The organism is Gordonia sp. DT101, from assembly GCF_049844895.1.
Taxonomy (GTDB): domain Bacteria; phylum Actinomycetota; class Actinomycetes; order Mycobacteriales; family Mycobacteriaceae; genus Gordonia.
Genome location: NZ_JBNCLX010000001.1, coordinates 992,634 through 1,018,416, shown reverse-complemented (window position 1 = coordinate 1,018,416; position 25,783 = coordinate 992,634). Strand labels below are relative to the sequence as shown.

Annotated in this window: 22 protein-coding genes; 13 read left to right on the top strand and 9 right to left on the bottom strand. The window is 66.9% G+C overall.

The window, feature by feature from the left end; all coding sequences use genetic code 11:
• Nucleotides 1–499 precede the first annotated feature (499 nt).
• From rpmH to ACLQ3I_RS04890, 9 genes are all read left to right on the top strand, one after another.
• Nucleotides 500–643: a 50S ribosomal protein L34 gene (gene rpmH / locus ACLQ3I_RS04930; protein WP_124709456.1), complete on the top strand. Its 144-nt coding sequence runs from the start codon at nt 500–502 to the stop codon at nt 641–643.
• A 53-nt stretch (nt 644–696) separates the two neighbouring features.
• Nucleotides 697–1,119 carry a ribonuclease P protein component gene (gene rnpA / locus ACLQ3I_RS04925; RefSeq protein ID WP_425793225.1) on the top strand — a complete coding sequence of 141 codons (423 nt, stop codon included), beginning with the start codon at nt 697–699 and terminating at the stop codon, nt 1,117–1,119.
• A complete protein-coding gene (gene yidD, locus ACLQ3I_RS04920) occupies nt 1,116–1,448 on the top strand; it encodes a membrane protein insertion efficiency factor YidD (protein WP_425800258.1) in 333 nt (110 codons plus the stop codon). Before rnpA ends, yidD begins: the two co-directional genes overlap by 4 nt.
• Nucleotides 1,449–1,451: 3 nt before the next feature.
• Nucleotides 1,452–2,777 (top strand): membrane protein insertase YidC, encoded by a 1,326-nt coding sequence (gene yidC, locus ACLQ3I_RS04915; RefSeq protein ID WP_425793221.1) that lies wholly within the window; start codon nt 1,452–1,454, stop codon nt 2,775–2,777.
• 79 nt (nt 2,778–2,856) lie between these two features.
• Nucleotides 2,857–3,591 (top strand): protein jag, encoded by a 735-nt coding sequence (locus ACLQ3I_RS04910; protein WP_425800257.1) that lies wholly within the window; start codon nt 2,857–2,859, stop codon nt 3,589–3,591.
• A 189-nt stretch (nt 3,592–3,780) separates the two neighbouring features.
• Nucleotides 3,781–4,491 (top strand): 16S rRNA (guanine(527)-N(7))-methyltransferase RsmG, encoded by a 711-nt coding sequence (gene rsmG / locus ACLQ3I_RS04905; RefSeq protein ID WP_425800256.1) that lies wholly within the window; start codon nt 3,781–3,783, stop codon nt 4,489–4,491.
• Between the two features lie 143 nt (nt 4,492–4,634).
• The gene (locus tag ACLQ3I_RS04900; RefSeq protein ID WP_425800255.1) at nt 4,635–5,618 is read left to right on the top strand and encodes a ParA family protein; all 984 of its coding nucleotides are present in this window, start codon (nt 4,635–4,637) and stop codon (nt 5,616–5,618) included.
• A gap of 142 nt (nt 5,619–5,760) precedes the next feature.
• Nucleotides 5,761–6,864 carry a ParB/RepB/Spo0J family partition protein gene (locus ACLQ3I_RS04895; RefSeq protein ID WP_425800254.1) on the top strand — a complete coding sequence of 368 codons (1,104 nt, stop codon included), beginning with the start codon at nt 5,761–5,763 and terminating at the stop codon, nt 6,862–6,864.
• 141 nt (nt 6,865–7,005) lie between these two features.
• Nucleotides 7,006–7,848 carry a hypothetical protein gene (locus ACLQ3I_RS04890; protein ID WP_425800253.1) on the top strand — a complete coding sequence of 281 codons (843 nt, stop codon included), beginning with the start codon at nt 7,006–7,008 and terminating at the stop codon, nt 7,846–7,848.
• Nucleotides 7,849–7,919: 71 nt separating this feature from the next.
• Here ACLQ3I_RS04890 and ACLQ3I_RS04885 read toward each other — a convergent pair whose 3' ends face one another.
• From ACLQ3I_RS04885 to ACLQ3I_RS04870, 4 genes are all read right to left on the bottom strand, one after another.
• Nucleotides 7,920–9,098: an N-acetylmuramoyl-L-alanine amidase gene (locus tag ACLQ3I_RS04885; RefSeq protein WP_425793483.1), complete on the bottom strand. Its 1,179-nt coding sequence runs from the start codon at nt 9,096–9,098 to the stop codon at nt 7,920–7,922.
• A 208-nt stretch (nt 9,099–9,306) separates the two neighbouring features.
• The gene (gene trxA, locus ACLQ3I_RS04880; RefSeq protein WP_425793214.1) at nt 9,307–9,645 is read right to left on the bottom strand and encodes a thioredoxin; all 339 of its coding nucleotides are present in this window, start codon (nt 9,643–9,645) and stop codon (nt 9,307–9,309) included.
• 46 nt (nt 9,646–9,691) lie between these two features.
• Nucleotides 9,692–10,696: a thioredoxin-disulfide reductase gene (gene trxB / locus ACLQ3I_RS04875; RefSeq protein ID WP_425800252.1), complete on the bottom strand. Its 1,005-nt coding sequence runs from the start codon at nt 10,694–10,696 to the stop codon at nt 9,692–9,694.
• A gap of 154 nt (nt 10,697–10,850) precedes the next feature.
• A complete protein-coding gene (locus ACLQ3I_RS04870; protein WP_425800251.1) occupies nt 10,851–11,606 on the bottom strand; it encodes a hypothetical protein in 756 nt (251 codons plus the stop codon).
• 256 nt (nt 11,607–11,862) lie between these two features.
• Here ACLQ3I_RS04870 and ACLQ3I_RS04865 point away from each other — a divergent pair, with 256 nt between their 5' ends.
• From ACLQ3I_RS04865 to sigM (ACLQ3I_RS04855), 3 genes are all read left to right on the top strand, one after another.
• Nucleotides 11,863–13,242: a cytochrome P450 gene (locus tag ACLQ3I_RS04865; RefSeq protein ID WP_425800250.1), complete on the top strand. Its 1,380-nt coding sequence runs from the start codon at nt 11,863–11,865 to the stop codon at nt 13,240–13,242.
• 3 nt (nt 13,243–13,245) lie between these two features.
• On the top strand, nt 13,246–14,271 hold the full coding sequence (locus tag ACLQ3I_RS04860) for a GAF domain-containing protein (protein WP_425800249.1): 1,026 nt from the start codon (nt 13,246–13,248) through the stop codon (nt 14,269–14,271).
• A gap of 198 nt (nt 14,272–14,469) precedes the next feature.
• Entirely contained in the window at nt 14,470–15,057 is a 588-nt protein-coding gene (gene sigM, locus ACLQ3I_RS04855; RefSeq protein ID WP_425800734.1) for an RNA polymerase sigma factor SigM, read from the top strand.
• 18 nt (nt 15,058–15,075) lie between these two features.
• Here the strand turns inward: sigM (ACLQ3I_RS04855) and sigM (ACLQ3I_RS04850) are convergent, their stop codons facing one another.
• Entirely contained in the window at nt 15,076–15,636 is a 561-nt protein-coding gene (gene sigM, locus ACLQ3I_RS04850) for an RNA polymerase sigma factor SigM (RefSeq protein ID WP_425793208.1), read from the bottom strand.
• A gap of 236 nt (nt 15,637–15,872) precedes the next feature.
• Entirely contained in the window at nt 15,873–16,568 is a 696-nt protein-coding gene (locus tag ACLQ3I_RS04845) for a TetR/AcrR family transcriptional regulator (protein WP_425800248.1), read from the bottom strand.
• A gap of 133 nt (nt 16,569–16,701) precedes the next feature.
• On the opposite strand from ACLQ3I_RS04845, the gene ACLQ3I_RS04840 reads away from it, so the two are divergent.
• Nucleotides 16,702–17,658: a sterol desaturase family protein gene (locus ACLQ3I_RS04840; protein WP_425800247.1), complete on the top strand. Its 957-nt coding sequence runs from the start codon at nt 16,702–16,704 to the stop codon at nt 17,656–17,658.
• A gap of 78 nt (nt 17,659–17,736) precedes the next feature.
• Here ACLQ3I_RS04840 and murJ read toward each other — a convergent pair whose 3' ends face one another.
• The 3 genes from murJ to ACLQ3I_RS04825 are packed head-to-tail and all read right to left on the bottom strand — an operon-like array spanning nt 17,737 to nt 25,767.
• Nucleotides 17,737–21,813, bottom strand: a complete 4,077-nt coding sequence (gene murJ, locus ACLQ3I_RS04835) for a murein biosynthesis integral membrane protein MurJ (protein WP_425800246.1) — start codon at nt 21,811–21,813, stop codon at nt 17,737–17,739.
• A complete protein-coding gene (locus ACLQ3I_RS04830; RefSeq protein ID WP_425793203.1) occupies nt 21,810–24,572 on the bottom strand; it encodes a DUF6049 family protein in 2,763 nt (920 codons plus the stop codon). The genes murJ and ACLQ3I_RS04830 overlap by 4 nt, the downstream gene beginning before the upstream one ends.
• A complete protein-coding gene (locus tag ACLQ3I_RS04825; protein WP_425793202.1) occupies nt 24,565–25,767 on the bottom strand; it encodes an NUDIX domain-containing protein in 1,203 nt (400 codons plus the stop codon). The genes ACLQ3I_RS04830 and ACLQ3I_RS04825 overlap by 8 nt, the downstream gene beginning before the upstream one ends.
• Nucleotides 25,768–25,783 lie beyond the last annotated feature (16 nt).

Genomic DNA, 25,783 nt, shown 5'->3' with positions numbered 1-25,783 from the left:
CACCATGCCGCACCCTGCCACGAGTTGTCCACATGGTTGTCCACAGCTGTGTACAGATCTGGGGGTACGTTGAGCGCTCTGGCGGCCGGAAGGGTCCACTGAATCGTTCTCTTCGTTGACTCTGCGCCCGAAGTTAACAGAGTGCAGTCCCGCCGACAAAGTGAATCGGTGGATTAGGTCACCGCGATTGTGCATCCGGATGGTGGTCCACCCGGGGTGACCTGTGTGCGACGTCACGTGGGGCGGTGTTTGCCTTGTGCTCGTTTGATTTGCTCGGTCGTACTCAGTAGTCTCGACTGGTCATCCAGGTTGCGTATTTGCGCGGTGGCCTGTGGTCATGTGGTGATCGTTCCCGAGAGAGTTCGGGTGCGGTCGGCGCAGCCACGGACGCCCAACCGACAACAGTTCGGCACCGCACCGGGATCAGAAGACCACCAAGAAGGATGTGGTTCGCGCGTGCAGTCGGCGCGGCGCCACGCAGGAGCACAAGGAGTCACCCATGGCCAAGGGAAAGCGGACTTTCCAGCCCAACAATCGTCGTCGCTCGCGCGTGCACGGTTTCCGGTTGCGGATGCGCACCCGCGCCGGCCGCGCCATCGTCAACGGTCGCCGCAGCAAGGGCCGCGCAAAGCTCACCGCCTGATTCGACAGCGACAACACCGGCGGTGTCCTCGACATCGCCGGTCGCTGGTATCGATGGTGGCTGCTGCGCATCGGATCTCTCGGGGATCCGACTTCGATCGCACGCTGAAGACCGGTGTGCGGGTGACTACGCGTGACCTCGTCATCCATGTTCTTCCGCTTACGGGGTCGGCAACCGGCCCCGACGGTCCGCGCGGTCCCGATATCGCCACGGTCGGTGGACCGTGGCTGGGGCTGATCGTGAGCAAGACCGTCGGCAATGCGGTCATCCGGCATCGCGTGGCACGACGGCTCCGTGCAGCCTTTCATCTGTGCCGTGCTGATTTCCGGATTCCCGAGACCATGATGGTCATCCGGGCCCGCAGGTCGACCGCGGAACTCAGCAGCATCGAACTCTCGGAACAAATCGGCGACGCGCTGTCGCGACGTCGAGTCCGGGAAACCTTCGACCCTTCCGACCGTCAGGCATTGCGATGACCGATTCCGAGAACGGGGCCGAACGGAGAACACCCACGCGGTGGTTCTACCTTCTGCCGCGGCGGATCATCGTCTTCCTGATCGAGCTGTACCGCACCTGGGTCTCCCCACTGCGGCTTCCCACGTGCCGCTTCGAGCCGACGTGCTCGGCCTATGCCGTCGAGGCCCTCACCCGCCATGGATTCGTCTATGGCGGGTGGTTGTCGATCGTGCGGCTGCTCAAGTGCGGCCCGTGGCACAAACCCGGCTACGACCCGGTACCCGAACGTGGGTTCCGGGAACTGTTCAGAGCCACCGAAAACACACCGTCAGAGGTTAGGGGTAACTGACCCGTGCTCAACTTCATCTACTATCCGGTCTCCTGGATCATGTGGGTCTGGCATTGGCTGTTCGCCGAGATCACGCCGGATACGCCGGGAGGCAACGGTGTGGCCTGGGCGCTGTCGGTGGTGTTCCTCGTGTTCACCCTGCGCGCCATTCTGTACAAGCCCTTCGTGAAGCAGATCCGCACCACGAAGAAGATGCAGGAGATCAATCCTCAGCTCCAGGCGATCCGCAAGAAGTACGCCAAGGATCGCGTGAAGATGACCGAGGAGATGCAGAAGCTGCAGAAGGAGCACGGGTTCAATCCCCTGCTCGGCTGCCTCCCGATGCTGCTGCAGGTCCCGGTGTTCATCGGCCTGTTCCACGTGCTGCGTTCGTTCAACCGCACGGCAACCGGGATGGGCCAGCTCGGCATGTCGCCGGAGCAGACCCGTCTGGTGGGTAACTACGCCTTCAGCCCGGAACTGGTCCAGAACTTCCTGGACGCCCGGCTGTTCGGTGTCCCGTTGTCGGCATTCATCACCGAACCGGTCGAGCAGTTCCAGGCATTCGTTCAGCCCGGTGCCCCCATCGACTTCACCCGCGGACAGATCGTGGTCGTGGTGATCCCGATGATGATCGTCGCCTCGATTGCGACGCACATGAACTCACGAGCCTCGGTGGCTCGTCAGCCCGAGGCTGCGCTCGAGAATCCGCAGACCCGCATGATGAACATGCTCGCGCTGTACGTCTTCCCGCTGGGCATCCTCGTGACCGGTCCGTTCTTCCCGGTGGCCATCCTCCTGTACTGGATGAGTAACAACATCTGGACCTACGGCCAGCAGCACATCGTCTTCGGTCGCATCGCGAAGGAAGAAGAGGCCGCGAAACTCGAGAAGCAGGAGAAGCAGAAAGCGAACGCGCCCAAGCCGGGTGCGCGCCCCGATCCCGGTCGAAAACTCACCAAGGGTGAGGCGGACGGAGACGGCGACGAGCCGGAATCGGCTGCTGCTGCGGTTGCGACATCGGCCGGACCGCTGAGCGGTCTGCAGCGGTGGCTCCGTCCGGATCGCCGTGCGAAGGCTGCTCCGGCGTCGTCGACGACCGTTGATGCGGTCGAGGCCGACGATGCCGAGACGTCCGACCCGGACGCGAGCGCGCCGTCAGATGAATCGGCATCGAGTGGCAACGGTAGCGGCGCGACGACGAAGAACGCGAAGACGGGCCCGAGTGGCGAGGCCGGTGGACAGAAGGCCCCGGCCGGTCAGAAGTCGGGTACCGCTCACGTCGCGGGCAAGAACCGTAAGGGCAATGCGAAACGTAAGAAGGGCGGCCGTCCGGGCGGACGCCGCTGATCGAGGGCGGCCACTCCCCTCCCCCCTTCGTGGGTGGCACCAGAGACGTTGATCAGAAGCAGAGTTAGGTGGAATTGAGATGACAGCAGAGACCGCTGCACAGGACGAGCAGGAGACCCGCGACGACGCCGCGCAGTCGGCTGGTGAGGTCACCGACAGCGCTGTGGTCGAGACATCAGATGCCGAGTCCGCTGGGGCCGAGACCGCTGCTGCGGGAGAAGCTCCGGCCACCGACGCCGAGAAGGCCGCGTCCGATGATGTGGACGACTCGGATGACGAGTCTGATGATGTCGAGTCTGATGATGTCGAGTCTGATGATGACGACTCGGATGATGATGAGCGTGACGATGAAGAGCGTCTCGTCGAAGAGGGCGAGATCGCCGGCGATTACCTCGAGCAACTCCTCGACGTCCTCGACTTCGACGGAGATATCGATCTCGACGTCGACGGTGACCGCGCGATCGTGAGCATCGACGGTGGCGATGATCTGACGAAGCTCGTGGGCCGTAAGGGTGAGGTGCTCGACGCGCTTCAGGAGCTGACGCGTCTGGCTGTGCAGCAGGCGACAGGCGATCGGAGTCGGCTGATGCTCGACATCGCGCGGTGGCGTGCGGATCGTCGCGACCGGCTGGCCCGCATCGGTAGCGAGGTGGCGGAACGTGTTCGCGAGTCGGGTGTCCGCGAGGAGTTGGACCCGATGACGCCGTTCGAGCGCAAGATCGTGCACGATGCTGTGGCGGCTGTCGACGGCGTGATGAGCGAGAGCGAGGGCGCCGAACCCAGGCGCCGTGTGGTGGTACTGCGATCCAGCTAGTGTTGTGAACGCACGCGACGAAGTCCCGGTTACGGCCGGGACTTTGTTGTATCCGGGATCAGTAATCACACTGATGTAGTTCACGGGTGGCAGCCACTCTGCTGTTTCACGTGAAACGCGTGGAGTAAGCAAAGCATCGTCGTTGGTTTCACGTGAAACAGAGCGGGCCCATGCATTGCCGATGAAAGGATGTTTCACGTGGAACCAACCGAGACGGACGATAGGCGGCCCGCTCCCCCAGAGGCCGTCACCGTGTTCGGTGACCGTCTGGAGATCGCCGAGCGGTACCACGAAGCACTTGCGGGTGATGGTGTGGTTCTCGGGCTTATCGGACCGCGGGAGGTGCCGCGCCTCTGGGATCGGCACATCCTCAACTGTGCAGTCATCGGCGACGTGATCGACGACGGCGAGTCGATCGTCGACATCGGGAGCGGCGCAGGGCTACCGGGAATCCCCCTGGCCATCGCGCGCCCGGATCTGTCTGTGACGCTCGTGGAGCCTCTCCTGCGACGAAGCGACTTCCTGCGCCGCATCGTTGCGGAGTTGGAGCTCGACGTGAGGGTGGTTCGCGGGCGTGCCGAGGAGAAGGCGATCCGTGTGGAGGTGGGTGACGCTGATGTGGTCACCTCGCGTGCGGTGGCGCCACTCGAGCGCTTGGCGAAGTGGTCCGGTCCTCTGGTTCGGGAGGACGGCAGAATGGTGGCCATCAAGGGTGCGTCTGCCCGCGAGGAGATCGACCGCGACCGCGATCTTGTCGGTCGGTCCGGGATCACCAACCTCCGGGTGGACGAGTGCGGAAAGGGCGTCCTGGACGTCCCGACCACCGTGGTGATCGGGACGAAACGGCGTATCGGCGGGGGTTCTGGCAAGCGTTCGCGAACACGCAACAAGAAGAGGTGACCGGATTGGTGTGGAGTCCACGGAGGGCGCAGAATAGACGGCAGACCGGTGATCGGTCGGCGGCATCGGAAGCCGCTGATCATCGAGATGCCCACGCGGGGCAGGTTGCCGAAGGTTACGAAGTCGGGCGAAGGAGTCCAAGCGTGGTCGATCAGGACCCGAGTGTTTCACGTGAAACCACTATCGGTGGCGGCTCCCCTACCCCCCCGACCCCAGCTCCCCCAACCCCAGCCCCCCCGACATCACGACCCGAGTTCCACGACACCCCGATAGCCGCTGCGGCCGCGCGCGCGAGTCAGGTCCTCACGCCCGGTGGTTCCGGCCAACTCCCCCGCCCGCCGAAGACTCGGATCCTCACGATCGCCAACCAGAAGGGTGGCGTCGGCAAGACCACCACCGCGGTGAATCTGGCTGCGGGCCTGGCCCTGCATGGACTCGGTGTTCTCGTCGTCGATCTCGATCCCCAGGGCAACGCGAGTACGGCACTCGGCATCGATCATCGCGCTCCGGACATCGCATCGGTCTACGAACTGTTGCTGGGTGAGGTCACGCTCGCCGAAGCGACGCAGAAGAGCCCCAACAACGATCGGCTCCTGTGCGTGCCTGCCACGCTCGACTTGGCCGGCGCCGAGATCGAACTGGTCTCGTTGGTCGCTCGGGAGAACCGACTTCGCAACGCATTGAACGAGGACACGCTACGAGACCTCGACGTCGACTATGTGCTCATCGACTGCCCGCCGTCCCTCGGCCTGCTGACGGTCAATGCGATGGTGGCGGCCAAAGAGGTTCTGATCCCGATCCAGTGTGAGTACTACGCGCTTGAGGGGGTCGGCCAGCTGCTCCGCAACATCGAGTTGGTCCAGGCACATCTCAATCCGGCGCTGCATGTCTCGACCGTGGTGCTCACCATGTACGACGGCAGGACCAAGCTCGCCGATCAGGTCGCGGACGAGGTGCGCAATCACTTCGGTGACAAGGTGCTGAAGGCGATCATCCCGCGGAGCGTGAAGGTCTCTGAGGCCCCGGGCTTCGGCATGACCATCATCGAATATGACCCGGGTTCACGTGGATCGATGAGTTATCTCGACGCGTGCAGAGAGCTGGCGCTGCGGGGTGCAGCGCAATGATGAGCGCTGTCACCTCGGTGAACGCACTCTGTTTGGCCAGTTCCCGGCATTCGGATCACAGTCGGTCGGTACGGATAGGATTCGAAGGCGTAGTGCGACGGCATTCGCCGATGCTCCCGGTTCACCCAGCGAGAGGACAGCAGTGAGTCAGCGAGATACTGCACAGCGTCGAGGCGGACTCGGGCGTGGTCTGGCCGCGCTGATCCCCACTGGCCCGCCCGACGGCGATGAGCCGAGCGGGCCTCGCCTCGGTTCGGCCGCGGCGGATGTGGTGATCGGAAGGACCACTCCAGGCGTTGGATCTGATCGGCCGGGCCAGGAATCCCCCGGCGTCGTGTCGAAGAGCGTCGCGTCGACGAGCGATGCACCGGATGGCGAGACCTCAGATGGCGCCGCATCGGAGACCAACGACATGGGCGCGGTCTACCGTGAGATTCCGCCGGCGCAGATCCAGCCGAACCCGCAGCAGCCACGCACGGTGTTCGACGAGGAAGCGCTGGCGGAGCTCGTGCACTCCATCAAGGAGTTCGGGCTGATGCAGCCCATCGTGGTGCGGCGCCTGTCGGCGCCAACCGACGATGGGGTTCTCTACCAGCTGGTGATGGGTGAGCGTCGCTGGCGTGCCGGTCAAGAAGCCGGTCTCGAAGCGTTGCCGGCGATCGTGCGTGAGACCGCTGATGCGGATATGTTGCGCGATGCGCTGCTGGAGAACATCCACCGCGCCCAGCTGAATCCCCTGGAAGAGGCTGCCGCCTACCAGCAGTTGCTCGACGAGTTCGGCGTCACCCACGAGGAACTGGCGAATCGCCTCGGACGATCGCGACCGTTGATCACGAACATGATCCGCTTGCTCAAGCTGCCCGTACCGGTCCAACGACGGGTTGCGGCGGGGGTGCTGTCCGCCGGTCACGCGCGGGCGCTGCTGTCCCTCGAGACCGGGAGCGACGCCCAGGAGGCGCTGGCTGCCCGGATCGTCGCAGAGGGCATGTCGGTCCGCGCCACCGAGGAGGCGGTGACCCTCTCGAATCGTGGCGACGGGGATCCGTCGGCGCCGTCCTCCCCTGCCAAGCGCAAACCGATGCAGATGCCGGGTCTGCAGGACGTGGCCGAGCGACTGTCGGACCGACTGGACACGAGGGTTACAGTCAGTCTCGGGAAGCGAAAAGGCAAAATCGTGGTGGAGTTCGGCTCGGTCGAAGACCTCGAACGCATCGTCGGAGTCGTCGACCCTCGTGGGGTCTCGTGACCGTGTGAAAATGCCTTACGCGGGTACCCGGGTGATACGTCACAGTGACAATTGATCAGCGAGGACGACGGTGAAAGTACGAAATCTCTTGCCGCACTACACTTTCGAACTTTCACACGTGGGCGAGGCGGAGATGTCGGAATGAATCTCGCGGTCACCCGTCTCGATCTCGAATCTTTTGAGTCGTTGCCGATGCACACCCGCCGCTGCGTGTTCTGGGAGGTGAATCCATCGTCGTCGCGGGCCACCGAGAACGAGATCTTCGGCAAGTTCGGGACATCATTCGAGAGTGAGTTCGACAAGGAAGCGTGGATCTCCGGCGTGCTCCTGGAGTGGGGCACCTGCGGTCAGGTGGCGATTGACGGACAGACGGGTCATTACGTGGGCACCGCGTTCTACGCGCCACCCGGACGTGTCCCGCGGTCGGGCCACTTCCCCACTTCTCCGGTGAGCGCCGACGCGGTGCTCCTGACTTCCATTCGTACCGAACCCGGATTCGAAGAAGCGGCTCCCATCCTTCTCGACAGCGTCGTGACCAATCTGGTCCGTCGTGGTGTGCGGGCTGTGGAGGCATTCGGCATCGTTCGCACGCCGGCGGAATCCGCTGACCCGTCCGGGCTGAGCCAGCCTCCATCCGAACACGACGAGGTGGCGGAGCTCGGTGCTCTGGAATCCATATCGAGTGAGATGCAGGTCTGGGCGGATGAGACGATCGTGGAGATCACCCGCGCGATGCACGACAGTCCGCAGGCGAACCTCTGCACGGAATGCATCATCGATGCGGACTTCCTGAAGGACTCCGGATTCGATCTGGTGGCATCGCATCCGCGGTTTCCGCGCTTCCGCCTCGAACTCGACGAAGGGTTGGGCTGGAAACACGAGGTGGAGCACGCCCTCGAGAAGCTGGTGGTGATGGCCGCGATGGATCTTGCCGGGCGCGAGGAGCGGCCGGCATCGGTGCCGGTCGGCCATCGACAGCGCTGACGTCGACAGCGCTGACGCGGCCGTCGGGGTCAGCCGGACGTCGACAGGTGGTGAGGGCCAGCTGGCGAGGGTCAGCTGGAAAGGCGCTCCGCCGCAAGAAGTTCCGCGAAAGTGTAGGTACCTGTCGGGCGATCGTTCTCGCCGAGGAGATACAGCCGCTTCACGGCCACGAGGATGGCTTCGGCAATGACGTCGCGGGCCTTGGGGTCGTTGAGGAGCTCCGCGTCGTTCTGGTTCGTGATGTAGCCGATGTCGATCAGCGCCACCGGCATCCTGGTGAGCCGCAGCACATCCCAGGTCCGCTCGTGCGTCCGGCAGTCGGTGAGGCTGGTGCGCGCGGCGATTTCGCGCTGGATGAAGCCCGCGAGGTTGCGGCCGATGGTCGAGAACGACCCGTGTGAGTTGCCGAAGTGGAACGACGCCACACCATGTGCGCGGTCGTTGGGGTAATGACCGCAGCGCAGCGAGATCATCAGATCGGCGTCGACGAGGTTGGCGACCCGGGCGCGCTCATCGTCGCCGGGACGGCCTCGCCCGTCGTGGGAGAGGAAGGTCTCCATTCCGGCCGCGGCCATGCGCCCCTCCAGCCGGGAACCGAGATCCCACAGCACCGCAGACTCGAGTTCGGCGGTGACGCCGGACGAGAGATCATGCAGCCCACCGGAACCCGGGTCGATGAGGATTCGCTTGCCGGAGAGTTGCGGGCCGGATCGGCGGACCTGCTCCTCCTCGCGAATGGCGTGCGGCGACCCGCCGGTCACGCGGGTGCCGAGCCGCTCGAGCGAACGTAGCGTCGCCGGCCCGCAGATTCCGTCGGACGAGAGGCCGTACTCGCTTTGATACAGGCACACCGAGTTGTGGGTGGTCTCACCGAAGGTGCCATCCACCAGGCCGGTGTAATAGCCGAGATTCTGGAGGCGCCCCTGCAGAGTCGCGACGTCGTCGCCGACCATCGGTGCGGACAGACGGTAGAGCAGTACGCGGGTACCGAGCTGATACGAGGCCTCGCGCAGTGCGCGGTAGGTGGCCGGTCCGACGATGCCGTCGACGATCAGTCCGCGCTCCTGTTGGAACGCACGGACGGCACGATCACACGCGTCGTCGAAGATCGCCTCTGGAGGTGTCCAGCCACTGATTGTGCCGGACATGCTCTCAGGCGCGGGACTCGACGTCAGCAGTCTGAGTCCGACGAGGATATTCCGGATCTCGGCGACAGCCGAGCCATGATCCCCGAGTCGGAACAACGGCATCAGCAACTCCTCGTCCAGGCAGCGCGGTGGATGGGTATGGGTGTCAGCGTCCCCCAGATCGGTGCTCACCGCACACCGCCGCCAAACACCGAGCATTCTTTCAGGTCGCGACGGCACGACCAAATGATGGCGCCACCAGGGGCGCCATCATCGGGCTCCTGCGGCCCCGCACCTTCGTCCGGTGCCGGGGTAACCGCAGGTCAGTTGATCATGCAGGCGAGCCGACGACTCCGTCGAGCTCACGCAGGAGGGCAGCCTTGCCCTTGGCGCCGACGATCGTCTTGGTGGCCTTGCCATCTTCGAACAGGATCATGGTCGGAATCGACATGATCTGGAAATCGCGGGCGACCCCAGGGTTGGCGTCGACGTCGAGCTTCGCGACGGTCAGCTTGTCGCCGTGGTCGCGGGCGATCTCCTCGAGTACGGGTGCCACCATCTTGCACGGGCCGCACCAGGTCGCCCAGAAGTCGACGAGTACCGGCTTGTCGGCGCCGAGTACCTCGTCCTTGAAGGTCGCGTCGGTGACGGCGACGGTGTTTGCTCCCATGGTGTCCTCCTTATGGACGTCAGAAGTAGGTGTGACGGGTGGTGTGTCAGGCGGTCGCGGGCGCGTCGACGACCACGAACTCGCCCTCGAGTCCGGCGTCGATGTCGACGTCGCCCTGTTCGGCGAGCCAGCGCTCCGCGTCGATCGCCGCCGAACAGCCGCTGCCGGCCGCCGTGACGGCCTGGCGATAGGTGTGGTCGACGAGGTCGCCGCAGGCGAACACGCCCGGTAGCGATGTGTAGGTGGTCCGGCCGGCGACCTGCACGTACCCTTCCGGGTCCAGGTCGATCTGGCCGCGGACCAGTTCACTGCGCGGATCGTGCCCGATCGCGACGAACATGCCGGTGACGTCAACTGTGCTGGTCTCGCCGCTCGTGGTGTCGGTGAGCCCGAGCCCGGTGACGGAGTTGTCGCCGAGGACGGAGGTCACGGCCGAGTTGGTGACGAACCGGATCTTCTCGTTGGCCCGGGCGCGTTCGAGCATGATCTTGGACGCACGGAACTCGTCACGTCGATGAACGAGGGTGACGCTGCGCGCGAACTTGGTCAGGAACGTCGCCTCTTCCATCGCGGAGTCACCGCCGCCGATCACGGCGATGTCCTGATCCTTGAAGAAGAAACCGTCGCAGGTCGCACATGCGGATACACCGCGTCCCAGCAGGGTCTGCTCGTTCTCGACCCCGAGGTAGCGCGCCGCGGCACCCATGGCCAGGATGACCGCACGAGCGCGGAACACCTCGCCCCCGACCTCGACCTCCTTGACCAGTCCCTGGAGGCGCACGGTGTCCACATCTTCCATGCGCAGGTCGGCGCCGAAACGGATCGCCTGTTCCCGCATCTCGTCCATGAGCTGCGGGCCCTGGATGCCGCCCTGGAAACCGGGGAAGTTCTCCACCTCGGTGGTGGTCATCAGGGCGCCACCGAACTGCGTGCCCTCGAAAACGATCGGCGCGAGCTCGGCGCGAGCCGCGTAGATCGCGGCGGTGTAGCCGGCGGGGCCTGATCCGATGATGATCAGGTCGTGGATCTGCTGGCTGTCTGGCTGGGTCATCCGTCCTCCGTGCTCGACTGGCGCGTTGCGTTTCGAAGCCGCACCTGTTGTCTCGGCTGTCTCAACATCAGGGTAAGGGCAGATGTTCCCGGCGGCGGGAGGCATGCGTGGTCGATCACATGAGGTCGGGCCGGCGTGACTGTCCGGCGCGGCGTCAGCCGCCGATCACGGTCCGGCTGATGCGAGCGGGATTCCCGGTGGTGCAGTAGGGTGCCACGACCAGGGCGTCGAAGCGGCCGGCGGTGCCGGTGGACAGCAGGATCACCACACTCTGGTGTCCGCGTACGGTGACCGCTCCGGTTCCGAGGACCACGGTATCGGCCGCGACCCCGTTGGCGCCGGTACAGCGGCGCAGCGCCTCCTGCGATCCGAACGGCGCGAAGTCCTTCTTCCCCAATACGGACAGCAGCGCGGCATGATCACCGGGTTGGAGGTCGGTGGTCGTGTGCCCGGACGGCTCTGCCTGCATCGGTGGGTCGGATGCCGGTGACCGCAGCACTCCGACGGTGATTGCAAGGACCGCGACGATCGCGGCGGCGACCCCACCGGCCGCCAACCAACGGGCGGGCACCTTTCGCCGCCGGCGTTCCGCGATACCGACGACGGTGCCGCCGGTGGCGGAGGCCTCCGCGCCTATCTCGTCGAGTGTCTGTCGCGTCCTGGACGCCACCTCGGCAGGCACGGGAACCGATGGCACGGCCGCGCCGCGTAGTTGCGCGGTCGTGCGGTCGAGGGCGTCGAGAACCGCTCGGGCATCAGGGTCGTCAGTGATGCGCGATCTCATGTACTCGGCGACGTCAGGCGGGAGGACATCGGCGTGTAGGTCTGCGAGGAGATCGGTCGAGTAAGGCGGTTGCGGGTAGCGCGACGCCGTGCTGTCAGAGTCGTCTGCTGCTCCCGGCGGGATCATCGCTCCACTCTCCCACTTCTCTCCCCCGGACCTGATCCACCGTGGGTGGACCGAGCGCGGCGTCCGACTGGTATCTGGTCGTGCCTGTGATCGTGATCGTCAGGTTTAAGACGCACCGGTCCGCGGTCCGGTTCCATCGGATCCGGAAGCAGGTGGCAGCGGCGCGGGGTCGCCACCTCGGTACTGGCAACATGCTGTGACAGCGCGGTCCCCGCGCTCGTTGGCCAACCATCCGATCGTCGAGAGGCAGTACATCGTGAGCAAGCCACTGAGTGCTTTGCCACATCCGCCGGGTCGCATCCCCATCCTCGGAGACGTCCGATCAGCAGATCGGCGCCGGCCCACCCAGCACGAGGCGGAGTTGGCCCTCCGGCTCGGCCCCGTGTTCCAGCGTGAGTTGCTCGGGAACCGTCTGGTGGTGGTGGGTGGAGCAGATCTGGCGAATCAGACACTGGACGAGCGTTCCTGGGGTCGCGCACTCGTCGGACCGCTCGCTCAGTTGCGCGAACTCGCCGGAGCGGGCCTGTTCACGGCGCGGTCGAAGGACCCGCTGTGGGGGCAGGCGCGTCGAATCCTCACTCCGGGGTTCTCGCAGTCGGCGATGCGGATCTATCACGACGCGATGGCGAGCGTCGCCGACGACCTGGCCGCGAAATGGGCGATGTCGCCGGTGGTCGATGTGCACCAGGACATGACCTCGGCGACCCTGGAAGTCATCGGGCGGGCGGGGTTCTCGTGCCGCATGGGCCTGCTCGGCCATCGTGACGGTGCCGCGGAGGGAACCGAGCAGTTCTTGGCTTCCCTTGGGCGCGTGCTGGTCTGGGCCAGTGAATCGACCAACGACGTGCCGCTGGTGGGAACGGTTCGTGAGTTGCTCGGTGCGCGGGGCCGTAATGCAGACATCGCGGTCTGTCGGACTTTCGTCGAAGGGATCATCGAAACCCGTTTGCAGTCGGGTGATTACGGACATGCCGACCTCTTGGGCCTCATGCTCGAGGCCGAGGATCCCGATACGGGTGATCGACTGCCACTACAGAACGTCACCGACCAGGTGCTGACATTCCTGGCCGCAGGGCACGAGACGACCGCTGCGCTGATGGAAGTGGCGCTGTATCACCTGGCGGCCGAACCGGTTTCGGGCGACCGGATCGCCTCGACGGAGCTCGACCCGGCCCCGCTGACCTACGAGGGGGTCGTCAAGTCCCGACAGATCCGCGCCTACCTCAACGAATGTCTGCGACTGTGGCCGCCGGCCCCGGGCTTCTTCCGGGTCGCGCGCACCGACCAGGAGTTGGGTGGCTACCGTGTGCCGTCCGGGCGAGGGGTGTTCGTGCTCGCGCTGGCCGCGCAGCGCGACACCGGGGTGTGGGGCCCGGACGCCCACCAGTTCCGCGCGGATCGGTTTGTTGAGGAACGGATCACCGCCAGTTCACGAAAGTTCTTCTCCCCCTGGGGTACCGGCCCTCGATCGTGTATCGGACGCCAGTTCGCGATGCACGAGGCGACTCTGTTGCTGGCATCGCTTCTGTCGAGATTCCGGTTCCGGCTGGAGAATTCCGACGAACTCGTCATGCGGGAGCGGGCCACGCTGAGGCCCGAACCCTTCACGGTCGTTGCAACCCCGCGAAAGATCTGAGCGATGACCTGGTACCTGATCGAGTGCCTCGACGTCGAGACGAGGTCGATTGTCTTTCGCGAGGGCGAGTTTCGCGATTGGGGGTCGGTCCGTGCGTTGACCAGATCGGACGGCATCGACATTGCCGCGCCGATCTCGGAGGTCATCAGGTCCCGGCGGTCGCTCGATCGGGTGATCGGGGGGCGACTGGGTGACCGTCGGGTGGTCCTGCGGCCGGTCCTCGGATACGAGGGTGAGGTGTATGGCGTCAAGACCTGGGTGGACACCCCGAGCGAGCCGGTGTCGCCAGAGCGCGCGATCGCATCGGTCAACTGGGATCCCCAGACGCTGATCGCACGACACACGTTGGAGTCGTACATGATGTCGTCGCAGAGTCCGGACGGGTTCGGTGATACTCGCGACCCGGGCCAGTTCCTGCGCAAGGTGGTGCAGTTCGACGCACTGAACGAACTGGCCGAACTGTGCACGAACAACGGCACGCGCACCACGTTCCAGGGCCCGCTCACCGTATTGCACGACGACAGTCACCTGATGACCTGGCGTGGTCTCGCGCGCAGCGGTGTCGGTCCCGACGCGGACGAGGTGCGGGGACTGTTCCACGACGTCACCGACACCGAACCGATCCGCGTCGATCCGCTCACCGCCCTCCGTCTCGTCGATCTCGACCGGGATGGTGATGTACGGCCGGCGGTCCTGGTCGCATTCCGGACCAATCCGGCAGATCCCGAGGATGTGGTGCCATTCCTCATCTACTGGCTCTCGGCCCGGCCGAGTTATGTCGCGGAATCCGCGGTGGACCACCATCCGGATCTGCCCGGCAATCTCATCCATCCCGACGACTGCGCGGAATTCCTGCGCGCTCGGGAGGCCTTGCAGAACGAACTCGACGACTACGAGGTACCCACGCCGGTGCGATTGCTCGCGCCGGGCGGCGCGTGGGCGCAGGTGCGGTTCCGGCTCAGGCGTTACCCGGGCGCGGTGGGCAATCAGTTGCTCGTCGGTCGTTTCGCACCGGCCACCACCGACTGAGCGGTGGGATCGGTACCTCCTCGACTGCTAGCATCAGCGACACAAACGCGCGCCTCTCGAGGTGGAAGTTCCCGGAGCTCTGGATGTCCGAGCCCGGTCGCACACAAAGCCTGAAGCGGACCACCCAACCCGGGTCGGCCCCTTCAGCGGTATGCGAGGGGTAAGAGCGTGTTGACATGCGCCGTGGCGGGAGGCGCGATCGGCGGTGGTGAGTCCGGTGGGTTCCATCGATCCCCGGCTCCGGACGACCGTTCGGACGTCGAACTGCTCGCCGCACACACCGCAGGCGATCCCTCGGCCTTCCCTGCGCTGGTCCGCCGCCACGAAAGCTACCTGTGGGCGGTCGCGATGCGCACGGCGCGCGATCCCGACGACGCCGCCGACGCCCTGCAGGACGCCCTCTTCAACGCTCACCGTCACGCCTGCCGCTTCCGGGGTGATGCCCAGGTCCGGTCGTGGCTCCACCGCGTCGTCGTCAATGCGTGTTTCGACAGGTTGCGGCGGAACCAGATCCGCCTGGCCGTCGAACTTCCGGAAGACGACGCCCGAGACCTCTCCGATGGCACCGATCCGGCCGACCGGCTCGCCTTCCGGCTCGATGTCGCGGACGCTCTGGCCGCCCTGCCGGCGCATCAACGGGTCGCGATCATCGCCGTGGACGTGGAGGGCTACAGCGTCGCCGACACCGCCGACCATCTCGGGGTCGCGCCCGGCACGGTGAAGAGCCGGTGTGCACGTGGGCGCGCCGAACTCGCGATCATGCTCGGTCATCTCCGAACACGGTGACGAGCCGATCCGACGTCGTCAGCACTCTCGGAGATGACCGAGAGCCTGTGCGAGTCGGAGCCGGCCGCGTGAGCAACGGCTCTTGATGGTTCCGACCGGCACACCGAGCCGCTCGGCGGCCTCACTGACCGAGTAGCCCTCCACGTCCACCGCGATGACCGCCGCACGCTGGTCCGGCGGCAGGGTGTCGAGAGCCCTGCCGATGGAGATCGAGAGGTCGACAGCAGCCATCTGGTCGTGGTCGTCGGCGAGGAGCAGGAGGTCGTACTCCGGGATCGGTACCGTCCGGCGCACACGATTACGGCGGATGCGGTCGAGGCAGGCGTTCACCACGATCCGATGCAGCCAGCTCGTCACCTTGGCGTCGGAACGGAATCGCGATGCCATCCGGTGCGCGTTGAGCAGGGCGTCCTGTAAGGCGTCGGCAGCATCCTCGGGGTTGTTGCTCGTGCGGCAGGCCAGCGACCACAGATACGTGTGGTGCCGTTCGATCAGAGTCGCGAAGGCGTCGGGCTCACCGGCGACATGGGCGCGGAGCAGAGTTTCGTCGCTGCGCGCGTCGACGCTCCCCCGAGTCATGCCGAGAAGGTTAGTGGACACCAACCGTCGTCGGCGCACTGACCTGCACGTTGTCCACAGTTCTGGGGACACCGGAGAGGTTGTGGACGAGTGGATGATTCGCGGTGGTGCACAGTCAGCGAATAGCTGGTTGCTCTCGGTGGAATGCCGGTTGCCGTCGGCGGAAAACCGGTTGCTGTCGACGAAGAGCTGGTTGCCGTCGGTGGAAAACTGGTTGCCGTCGGCGGGGCAGGCGGTCAGCCCAGCAGGCTCTCGTACGCGGCGACGAACAGTTCTACGCTCACATCGAGGATCGCGTCGAGGTCGAACAGGTCCGGACCGGCGTCGGCCGGCGCGGCGAACTCCCCGTTGGCACTGGTGTACCAATCGACCAGGAGCTGCGTGACCGCGCCGACCAGTCCGATGGCGGCCAGGCGCTGCGTGCGATCGGCCGTCTGCTCCCCCAGCGCCAACGTCAGGATCAGATCGGCCCACCCGTGGATCGCGTTGAGCCGCAAGCGTTCCAGATCGGGATTGACCCCGACGACCTCGACGAGCATCACCCGCGCCCGACGGGCGTCGTCGGCCAGGCACCGGACGAATGCGGTCAACGCCGCCCGTGCGACGTCGGGTGCGTCGGGAGCTGCGACACCGACCGCGCCCACTCCCCCACCATCGGCGACGAAACCGGCTGCGGCGGCGACGGTCGCGGCCCGGGCGAACTCCACACAATCTCCGTAGACCGCGGCCAGCAGTGCGGGCCGGTCGCTGAACGACTCGTAGAAGTAGCGCTGCGTGAGACCGGCGTGTTCACACACCCGCTTCACCGAGGTGTTCGCATAACCGTCGGAGCCGAACAGATCCAATCCGGCGGCGATCAGCTCGACCCGTCGCCGGGCGCGCCGTTCGTCGGCGTCGGCACCGCCGTAGCGACGTCCCTCGGGGGCGCTCATCGGACTCCTCGTCATCGTCGGTGGTCACAGCTGCGAATCTCTTTACACGACTCTATCTGACACGCTATCGTGTCAGAACTACTATCTGACATGTTGACGTGTCAGATCACCTGACGGACCAGCAGGAGAATCGATGTTCGACTTCCTACCGGAGGCGATGCGCGAGCCGACCGTGCTCGCGATCCCGTTCTTCGTCCTCATGGTGGTCCTCGAATGGGTGGCGGCCTGGAAGCTCGAGCACACCGAGACCGACCGTCCGTCTCAACACGGCACGGGCGTTGCGGCGCCGCGCGGTTCGTACAACGCGCGGGATTCGCGGGCCAGCCTCCTGATGGGTCTCGTCTCGATCGCCACAAGTGCGGGATGGAAGGTACTGGCGCTGCTCGCGTATTCGGCGGTCTTCGCCTACCTCGCACCGTGGCGGCTCCCGGCGACCGCCTGGTACACCTGGCTGATCGCCTTCGTCGGGTTGGACTTCCTCTTCTACTGGGAGCACCGGATCGCCCATCGCGTCCGACTGGTCTGGGCCACCCATCAGGCCCATCACTCCAGCGAGTACTTCAATTTCACCACCGCGCTGCGCCAGAAATGGAACAACAGTGCAGGCATCATCATGTGGCTGCCGCTCCCCTTCCTGGGCGTGCCACCCGCCCTGGTGTTCGCGGTCTACTCACTGAATCTGGTCTACCAGTTCTGGATTCACACCGAACACATCGGAAGGCTTTGGGCGCCTGCGGAGTTCGTGTTCAACACGCCGTCCCACCATCGGGTACACCACGGCAGCAACGCCGACTACCTGGACCGCAACTACGGCGGGACCTTCATCATCTGGGACCGGATGTTCCGAACCTTCCGGCCCGAGACCTACCGACCCACCTATGGATTGACCAAACCGATTGACACCTACAACATCTGGCGGTTGCAGACCCACGAATACGGCGCGATCGCGCGGGACGTGCGTGGGGCCACCGGCCTGCGTGCGCGACTGGCCTACGTCTTCGGTCCGCCCGGCTGGCGGCCGGATCGGCAGCCGGAGATCATCGATCGTCGAGAGGGCGCCGCTCGTTCAGCCGGGCAAGCAGTTCGGTGAGCAATGTCAGGCGCGGAGCGTGGTGACCGTGTGGTCGGCGCTGCGAAGCCGTCGGAGCCGAGGTAGGTGACGACTCCGTCAGCCGGCCATCTCGACCTTGCCGATCTTGGCCTGGAAGCCGCCGGCCCCCGGAGGCAACGAGGTGAGCCACACCATCAGGTACGGGCTCTGTTGCGGGTTGGGGATCGTGATGGTGGTGGTCGGTTGGGAGACCGGCCCGGTCGCCACCTCGGTGGTCTGTGCGAGGGTCGGCTGGGCAGTGGGGGAGGTACGCATCGAGACGTTGAACCCCGGCGTCGGAGTCGTGATCGTCACCGACTTCACCGCGTGGGGGCCGCCGAGATCGAACATCAACCCCAGCCCCTGCTTGAGTCCGCCGAAGTCGGCAGACCCGCGGTAACTGTCGGTCTGCCACGGCGGGGCAGCACCGCTGATCACGTTCGGTAGGTTCGATGCGTTGTCCGGCGGCTGACCCGAGAAGTCCACCAACGACACATTCCGGAGTGCGATGGGCCCCGCCGCGGCCGGGGCGGGCGCAGCGGGAGCGGCAGCACTCGGCGAGGGTGGCGCCGACGTGGTGGTCAGGATCGAGTCGATGTCGGTCGATCCGTCGTCGGATCCGAAGAGATTGGTCGCCCACACCACCAGCGCGAGCACGATGAACAGGGTCAGCAATCCGGCGCCCACGAGCAGTGCGACGTTACGGCGGCCGGGTTTCTCGCCCTCGCCGGCGCCGGAGGTGCGATCAGACTTCGATCCCATCGCGACCGGCGCCGCGTCGACGTCGATGGCCGGCAGCATGTCGGTGTTGAGGTCGAGAACGGTGGCCTGGTCGAGGACGTGCTGGACGGTGCCCGCAGTCCGGATGCCGCGACTGCCGTCGAGGGCACGGGCCGCGACGGCGGAGATCTCGAACGGGGTCTCCGGCCGCGCCTCGCGCGGTTCGATCGGCGATCCGTCCTTGCCGGGCGCGGCGATCGGCAGCCCGCCGACCGGTTCGGTGGTGTCGTCGGTGGTCACCAGGGTCGACCCGGTCTCACTGTCGAGCGGCCACCGGGCGAGGAGCAGTGCGTAGAGCACCGCGCCCAATCCGCGCACGTCGGAGGACTTGTCGTCCGGCGTGAGTGTGCCCGGGAACGCCAGCACCGCATTTCCGTCGGTGCTGATGCGGATGCGGTCCGGATGATCGATGGACAGCGTTCCGCCGGATCGGTGGGTGGCCTCCGCGGCGGCGGCGAGCGCCCGGACGGCGCGCGCAGCGCCGATCGGGGACGGGCCGGACTGTGCGACCTCGGTCAGCGACGACCCCGGAACCCATTCGCTGACGACGATGCCGCCGGACGAGCCACGCACCACGTCGAGCACCCGTGCGACACCGGACGACGAGATCTGCCCGAGCCGCAATGTCCGCGACAACACGGCCTGCGGACCCTCGTCGGTCACCTTGGCCGACTCACCGCGCTCCGGCGGAGGTGTGAGTTGCTCGGCGTCGACGAAGGTCAGCGCGACCTCTCGGTCGAGGTTGATGTCGAGCGCCCGCCAGAACTGCAGACCACGGGAACCGCCGTGGTGATCGAGGAGACGATAGCGGCCGCCGGCGACGGCGGCACCGGGCACCAAGCGGGGGCCGCGCGGTCTGGGCCGTTTGACGGGAACCGTGGCATTGTCGGATTTGTCTGTGTCGGAGGACTTCTCGTCCTTCGGCGTGGACCCTGCCGGCGCTGCGTCACCGGAGTCCGGGGAATCCGGGCCCGGCCGGTCCGATTCAGCCGACTTCTCGACCTCGCGTGGTCGCTCCGGCTTCTCGTCGACGGTCACCGAGCTGCCGTCGGAGGCGGGGGCGTCGGGGATGATCTCGGTGTCCTGTGTGGTACCGATCTCGTTGTCACTCAAGCGCCGAGCTCCTCTCCTGCGGTAGCGCATATCGCGGGGCGAATGGACCCGCATCTCGCCGCCATCACGAAGGCGTGCGGCTCCACCGCTGTGAACCGAGTACGACTGCCAGGTGGCGGTGCCCCGGTCGAATCGTCGGAGCACCTGTACTTGACCAGAGTACGGGAGCGACTCGTCCGGAGTGATCCGCGGAAACTGAACCGTGATCGTCGGTGCCGATTCTGTTACCGAACTCGGCGGTGGTGCCAGGGCCGGAATGAAACGACCCAGCATGCGCCGCACCGACATTCCGATCGAAACGACGTCGGGAACCTTGGCCGCGGCAAGTCCGGCGTAGGTCACGCCGAGGACAACGACCGCGGTCACGAGCAGGTAGACGAGCGAACCGAACTTGCCGACCTCGGCGGCGAGATGGTGCAGCCCCGACAGGTTGGCGATCACCCAGACGACGGCCGCGATGCCGATCGAGACACCGAGTGTGATGACCGTCGTGCGGTACACGTCGGTCAGCCGGGCGTTGTTGAGGCGGTTGCGCAGCAGATAGTGACCGACGATGGCACCGACCAGGTATCCCAGTCCGTTCGAGAGTGCGAGCCAGCGCACCACCAACTCGGGATCGGAGAACAGCACCGGCCCGAGATAGGAGGCGGCCACCTTGACGACCGTGATGCCGAGCACCATCACGGTCGGCGTCCAGGCATCCTGGCGCGCATAGAACACGCGCAGCTGGACCAGCGTCATCGAGTAGGGGATCAGGGTGAAAGCGCCCCACGCCAGAACCGAGCCGAGCTGGGAGGCGGTGTCGGCGTCGAACTTGCCGAAGTTGAACACGGCGATGCCGATGGCCGGGCCGAAGAAGGTCATGTAGGCGACCACGGGCACCAGTGCGACCATGGTCAGCCGGGTGGCCAGGGACAGGTCGTCCACGACGGCACGATCGTCGTCGGCGGCGGCGTTGCGCGACAACCTGGGCATGATCGCGGTCAGGATCGTCACGCCCAGCACGCCGTAGGGGAGTTGCAGCAGCTGCCAGTGGGTAGCGTAGACGCTGATACCCGATGCGTCGGCGTGTGCGGCGATGCGGTAGGTGATGACCAGCCCGACCTGCAGGATCGCCACGTAGAGCACGATCGCCAGGGCCATGGTGCCGAAGGTGCGCAGGCGCGCGTCGAGTCCCCACTGGAGCTGTAGACGCACCCCTGCCCGCTTGAGCCACGGCACCAGGACCGACGCCTGGACCACCACACCGAGCGTGGTGCCGATGCCGAGCACCAGGAGCTGCGGATCCGACATCCGGACGGGGTTGAGCGTGATCTCGCCGGGCATCAGGGCGTACAGCACCAGCGTGGCGATCTGGACGACGTTGTTCATCACCGGGGCCCAGGCACCGGGTTTGAAGAACCCCTTCATGTTCAGGATCGCGATGAACAGCGCGGACAGGCCGTAGAACAGGATCTCCGGAAGGAGCAGGTAGGCCAGGGCGGTGGTCAGCGGCCGGTTGACGTCACCGTCGCCGACGTTGAGGAAGGTCAGGAGTGGTGCGGCGATCAGGGCGATGACCGTGGCCGTCCCGAGGGTGACCAGCGTCAGGGTGAAGATGCGGTTGATGAACCCGCGGCCGCCGTCGGCATCCTCGGCCTCGGCACGGACCAGCACCGGGATCACGATCGCGGTGAGCACGGCACCGAGGACGACTTCGGCGATCATGTTCGGCAGCACATAGGCGGCCTGGAATGCCGACGCGATGGCCGGTCCGAGCATCGCCAGCACGAGGACCGTACGGATGAAGCCGGTGATGCGACTGGTGAGGGTGGCCAGAGCGATGGATCCGCTGGTCTTGAGGATGCTCGAGTCGGAATCGCGTGAGAGCCCGGTGGTGGCGGCCGTGCCGGGGCCGGTGTCACGTGCGGGACGCTCGCCGGTGTCGGTGAGCGTGTCGGCCGGGGGCCGAGACGGGATGAACCGCGGCGGCGGCGGCGCCGACTGCCCGGCCGGCGCCGGCCGGGCCGGGGCGGTCCGCGGTGCCGGCGGGCGGGGACCGGATGGGGGCGGACCGGATGCCGGTGGACCGGACGGGGGCGGACCCGACGGGGGCGGACCCGACGGGGGCGAGGCAGGGGGCCGGCCCGCGATGGGTGGCTGATCGGCCACCGGGCCCGTCATCGGCGGCGGGCCCGCGGCGGGAGGTCGCTGCGCGGCCCCACGGGGAGGTATCCGGCGGGGCGACGCGCGGCGCGGTTCGCGTGGTCCTTGGTCGGTCATGGTGTGTCTCGGTCGGTCATGCCCGTCGTCGCGGGCGGTGCCTCATCCTCTGTCTCGGGGTCGGTCTCCGGGTCTGTCTCTGAGTGCAGCATCTCTTGATGCAGGGTACGGCGACGCTCCTGATAGGTGGTGCCGGCAAGCAATCGTTCGTGCTCATCGGGGTCCGGACGGTCATCGTCGGCAGGGTCGGGTTCGCCGCGGAATCGGTGCCAGAGACGGCGCGCGGTCAGCAGCACGAGCGCGGCACCGGCCGCGATGGTGATCCAGAACAGTGGCTTTCCATAGGCGTTGGCGTGCACCGACAGCCGGATGGGCGAGCCGAGGGAGACACCGCTCGAGGTGGACATGCCGATGGTGACGGTGATGGCCTCGGAGCTCTCCGCGCGGGTGGGCAGCTGGATCTGGCGGGTGCCGCGGGCGGGGATCTCGATGACGCCGATGTCGCCGACGTCGAGTTCCTTCGGCGCCGTGACGTTCATGCGCACCCGGATCGGCAACGACAGCTCGTTGCGGACCACCAGCAGCAGGGGACTGCGTTCGGACGCGAGCGTGTACCTCCCACCGGGGTCGAGGATGGTCACGGCGTTGCGCATCCGCTGCAGGGTGCCGCCGGATGCGGTGACGCGGGCCGCACGCTGGGCACGGATGTCGGCCCGCTCGGCGGCGGCGGCCCGGTCGGGGGTCCGGATGGCGCGCAACAGGTCTTCCCGGAGCGGCGCCATGTATCGCTCGGGTGTGGCGGCGACGTCGGCGGACTGCATCAGGGAGGCCTGCAACTGGTACGACAACTCGGCGTTGTCGCGCATCGTCGTCGCGGTCTGGTCGGACACCGCCACACCCAGTGATGCGAGCGACGCGACGCCGGGTGGTCTGACGAGCCGCGCGGTCGATTCGGCACGGTCGAGTCCGCCGACGACGTCGCTGAGCGAGGTGGGTGAGGCCGCGCCGGATTCCAGCAGGAGGGTCGCGGTGGTGAACAACGCGTTGGTGTCGTCGGTGGACGGCGCCCAGTAGGTGGGCGGCATCACGAAGGCGCTGCGCCCGGCGGCGGGTAGTCGGGGCTGCGCCCGCCCGCGCGCGGCGGGTTCGGGCGCGGCGATCGACTGATACGCCAGCGCTGCGACCGCGGCCTGTCGCCTGCCCGCGGCCGACTCCCCGGTAAACGACACTTCTTGGTCGGGCGGTGTCAGCGGGGTCGTCGACGGGGCGGAGCCGAGGCCGGCCAGGGATGCCGAGATCGGCGCATCGGTGGACTGGACCCGCAGGTCGCCGACCCGATACTGGCCGGTGGCACCGGGGCGGGCGGTCGCCACGCTGCTCGTCGACGTGACGGCCTTGCCCACGGATGCCGACTTCAACACGCGTGCGCCGGTCGAGTCGAGCGCCCCGAGCGCCGGAATGGTGATGCCCCGCACGCTGCGCACACCGAGGATGGCATCGACGACGTCGGGTGGCGTCGAGAGGGCGTCCGTGGTGAGCCCGGTGTTGCCGATGCGAGCCAGGGACGTCAGATCGGACTGCGCGAACGGCAACGCCACCACACACATCTGCCCCGCGAGCTGACGCAGCTCGGTCAGCCACTGCACGGCGGCCGCCTGCCCGGAGCCCGTGGTGGTCGACGATGTCGGGTCCATCGGATCGCTCGACACCTCGTATCCGAGCGACATCGACCGGACCGTCACCAGGAGGTCCGGATCGACGGCCAGGCACATGCTCTGTTCGAGTTTGGACGGTTTCCGATCTGCCGAGTCGCCGGTGTCGCCGGAGTTGGTATCAGAGGAATTGTCGTCGCCGGACGGCGGCGCGGCCGACGCGGCGGATTTCGACGCCCCGTTTCCGCTCGTGACGGCCTCGGATCCGGAGGCGGCCGAATCGTTCTCGGCGGACTCGGTCTCGCCAGCCACCGACCGGGCCGCGGCGAGGAGCACGTTGAGCCGGCCGCCGGGCTCGAGGGATCGGGCCAGGTCGTCGCCCACCAGACGGACCTGCTCGGTCTGTCCGCCGAGCACGCCCGGGGTGAGCTGAGGCGGCGCCGCCAGCGGCCAGAGCATCGTGAACCGCGCCGGGCTCGACAGGTTGGCCGAGATCGATCCGTCCGCGCCGAGGTCGGTGTCACGCGGTTCGGGCTGCTCCGCGGCGGAAGTCGAATCGACGTACCCGGCCGCCCGACCCCGATCGGGTGGCAGGGACAGCACGGGCAGGAGGGTGCGCGACTGCGCGAGCTTGGCCGGATTCCCGTAGTCGGGGAGCCCGTTCACGTTCACCTGCAGCGGGAACACCCCGGTGCGGCCGATGTCGAGGCCGCCGTTGCCCGACAGCGGGGCCGTGATGGTGAACGGGATCGACCGACCCGGCGAGAGGTCGTCATGGGAGATGGACCGGAACGGGGTCGCGGCGCTCACCGGGACCGGGGTGACGGCAAGGCTGCTGCGGAGTCCCGCAGCGTCCGCGACGGGATCGCCGCGTTCGAGTCGCACCGACAGGTTGTGCAGCTGACGGTCACCGATGTTCTGGAGGTGCCCCGACACGGTCACCACCGAACCGCCACTGCTGGTGACGAGCGACGGCGTGATGGTGTCGATCGACAGCCGCAGGAAGTCGTCCGGGATCTCGCCGTTCGAGGTGGCCGAGGCATCCGGTGCGGCGGCTGCCGGAGTCGCGGACAGGAGCGCGATCGTCAGGACCGCGAAGATCGCGGCGGAGATCCGGGCGAATCGACGGAGAGGCGCGAGGAACCTGATCACCCGGCGGTCAGGCATCGCCGGCCGGTGGGCGCCGTGGACGCCGCCGGCGCCGACGGGACCGCGACGGGGGTGGCGGTTCGTTACGGCGCTGGTTGCGTGCGGCTGCGGCTCTCTCATAGGCGTTGGGTTCGGTGCGAATGCTCTCGGCCTCGGACTGGGCCAACCGGTTCGGGTCGGCAGCGAGATCGGCGATGACGCCTCGGGCCATCCGGGCCAGTCGCCGCTCGTCAGAGTACGTCAGCTTCCGGGGTAGTTCGGCGAGCGGCACCCATGCCACCTCACTCACCTCGTAATCGGCGTCCGACAGCTCACCGCCGATGCTGCGGAGAAGATAGTGGTGAACGGTCTTGTGGATGCGCCTGCCCTCGCTGACGAACCAGTAGTCGATCTTGCCGAGCGGCGCGACGACGGTGCCGTTGATGCCCGTTTCCTCCGCGACCTCGCGGATCGCGGTCTGCTCGGCGGTCTCCCCGGTCTCGATGTGGCCCTTCGGCAACGACCACATCATTCGGCCGCGCCGGTCCATCCGGCCGATGAGTGCCGCGCAGAGCTCGTCGACCGGGAGATCGAGGTCGGAGATGACCAGCCCGCCGGCCGACGTCTCGCGAACGGTGCGCAGGCGCTCCTGTCCCTGTCCGCGTTCGGGGCGGGTACCGGTCCGCCGGCGGTTCTTGGTCTTGCCGGCGGTCGTGGTGCCGTCGGAGGCGACCGCATGCGTGAGGCCGGTCTTGGTGATCTTGGCGGTGACCGCGACCAGATCCGATGGTTTCGGTGGGGAGACCCTGGTGTGGGTCGGGTGCAGCTCGTCGTCGTCGCCGACGAGCCGCTCGGGATCGGTCGGACGCTTCGGCATCGGGCCGGGCTTGGGCGCGTCACGGCGCTCGACGGGACGCGGCGGCGGGTCGTCGGGGGCGCAGTGTGGCGTGGCGGTGCCCGACGGTGTCACCGATGGTCGGCGTCCGCGTCGTCGGCGTCCGCGCCGCCCCCGACGCGCCTGTCCGGGGCTCGTCTCCTCCGGCGTGGCCGCGGCGGCCGGGCTCGATGCGTTGCCGTGCGAGGCGCGGGCCAGATCTGCGGGGGTCACACGCCGGGCGGAACCGGTGTCCGGCCGGCCCGACGTGGTGTTGTGCGTCACATCGCCGGGACCGTGACCACCCGCGGTGACGTCGGAGGAGACGTCAGAGGGGTCGGTGGACGGATCGGCGGACACGCTCTCGATGCTAGCC

Excerpts from the sequence above, each read along its gene's own strand:
- rpmH (WP_124709456.1), top strand. The coding sequence starts at position 500 with ATGGCCAAGGGAAAGCGGACTTTCCAGCCCAACAATCGTCGTCGCTCG.
- rnpA (WP_425793225.1), top strand. The coding sequence starts at position 697 with ATGGTGGCTGCTGCGCATCGGATCTCTCGGGGATCCGACTTCGATCGC.
- yidD (WP_425800258.1), top strand. The coding sequence starts at position 1,116 with ATGACCGATTCCGAGAACGGGGCCGAACGGAGAACACCCACGCGGTGG.
- ACLQ3I_RS04910 (WP_425800257.1), top strand. The coding sequence starts at position 2,857 with ATGACAGCAGAGACCGCTGCACAGGACGAGCAGGAGACCCGCGACGAC.
- rsmG (WP_425800256.1), top strand. The coding sequence starts at position 3,781 with ATGTTTCACGTGGAACCAACCGAGACGGACGATAGGCGGCCCGCTCCC.
- ACLQ3I_RS04890 (WP_425800253.1), top strand. The coding sequence starts at position 7,006 with ATGAATCTCGCGGTCACCCGTCTCGATCTCGAATCTTTTGAGTCGTTG.
- ACLQ3I_RS04885 (WP_425793483.1), bottom strand. The coding sequence starts at position 9,098 with ATGCCGTTGTTCCGACTCGGGGATCATGGCTCGGCTGTCGCCGAGATC.
- trxA (WP_425793214.1), bottom strand. The coding sequence starts at position 9,645 with ATGGGAGCAAACACCGTCGCCGTCACCGACGCGACCTTCAAGGACGAG.
- trxB (WP_425800252.1), bottom strand. The coding sequence starts at position 10,696 with ATGACCCAGCCAGACAGCCAGCAGATCCACGACCTGATCATCATCGGA.
- ACLQ3I_RS04870 (WP_425800251.1), bottom strand. The coding sequence starts at position 11,606 with ATGATCCCGCCGGGAGCAGCAGACGACTCTGACAGCACGGCGTCGCGC.
- ACLQ3I_RS04860 (WP_425800249.1), top strand. The coding sequence starts at position 13,246 with ATGACCTGGTACCTGATCGAGTGCCTCGACGTCGAGACGAGGTCGATT.
- sigM (WP_425793208.1), bottom strand. The coding sequence starts at position 15,636 with ATGACTCGGGGGAGCGTCGACGCGCGCAGCGACGAAACTCTGCTCCGC.
- ACLQ3I_RS04845 (WP_425800248.1), bottom strand. The coding sequence starts at position 16,568 with ATGAGCGCCCCCGAGGGACGTCGCTACGGCGGTGCCGACGCCGACGAA.
- ACLQ3I_RS04840 (WP_425800247.1), top strand. The coding sequence starts at position 16,702 with ATGTTCGACTTCCTACCGGAGGCGATGCGCGAGCCGACCGTGCTCGCG.
- murJ (WP_425800246.1), bottom strand. The coding sequence starts at position 21,813 with ATGACCGACCAAGGACCACGCGAACCGCGCCGCGCGTCGCCCCGCCGG.
- ACLQ3I_RS04830 (WP_425793203.1), bottom strand. The coding sequence starts at position 24,572 with ATGCCTGACCGCCGGGTGATCAGGTTCCTCGCGCCTCTCCGTCGATTC.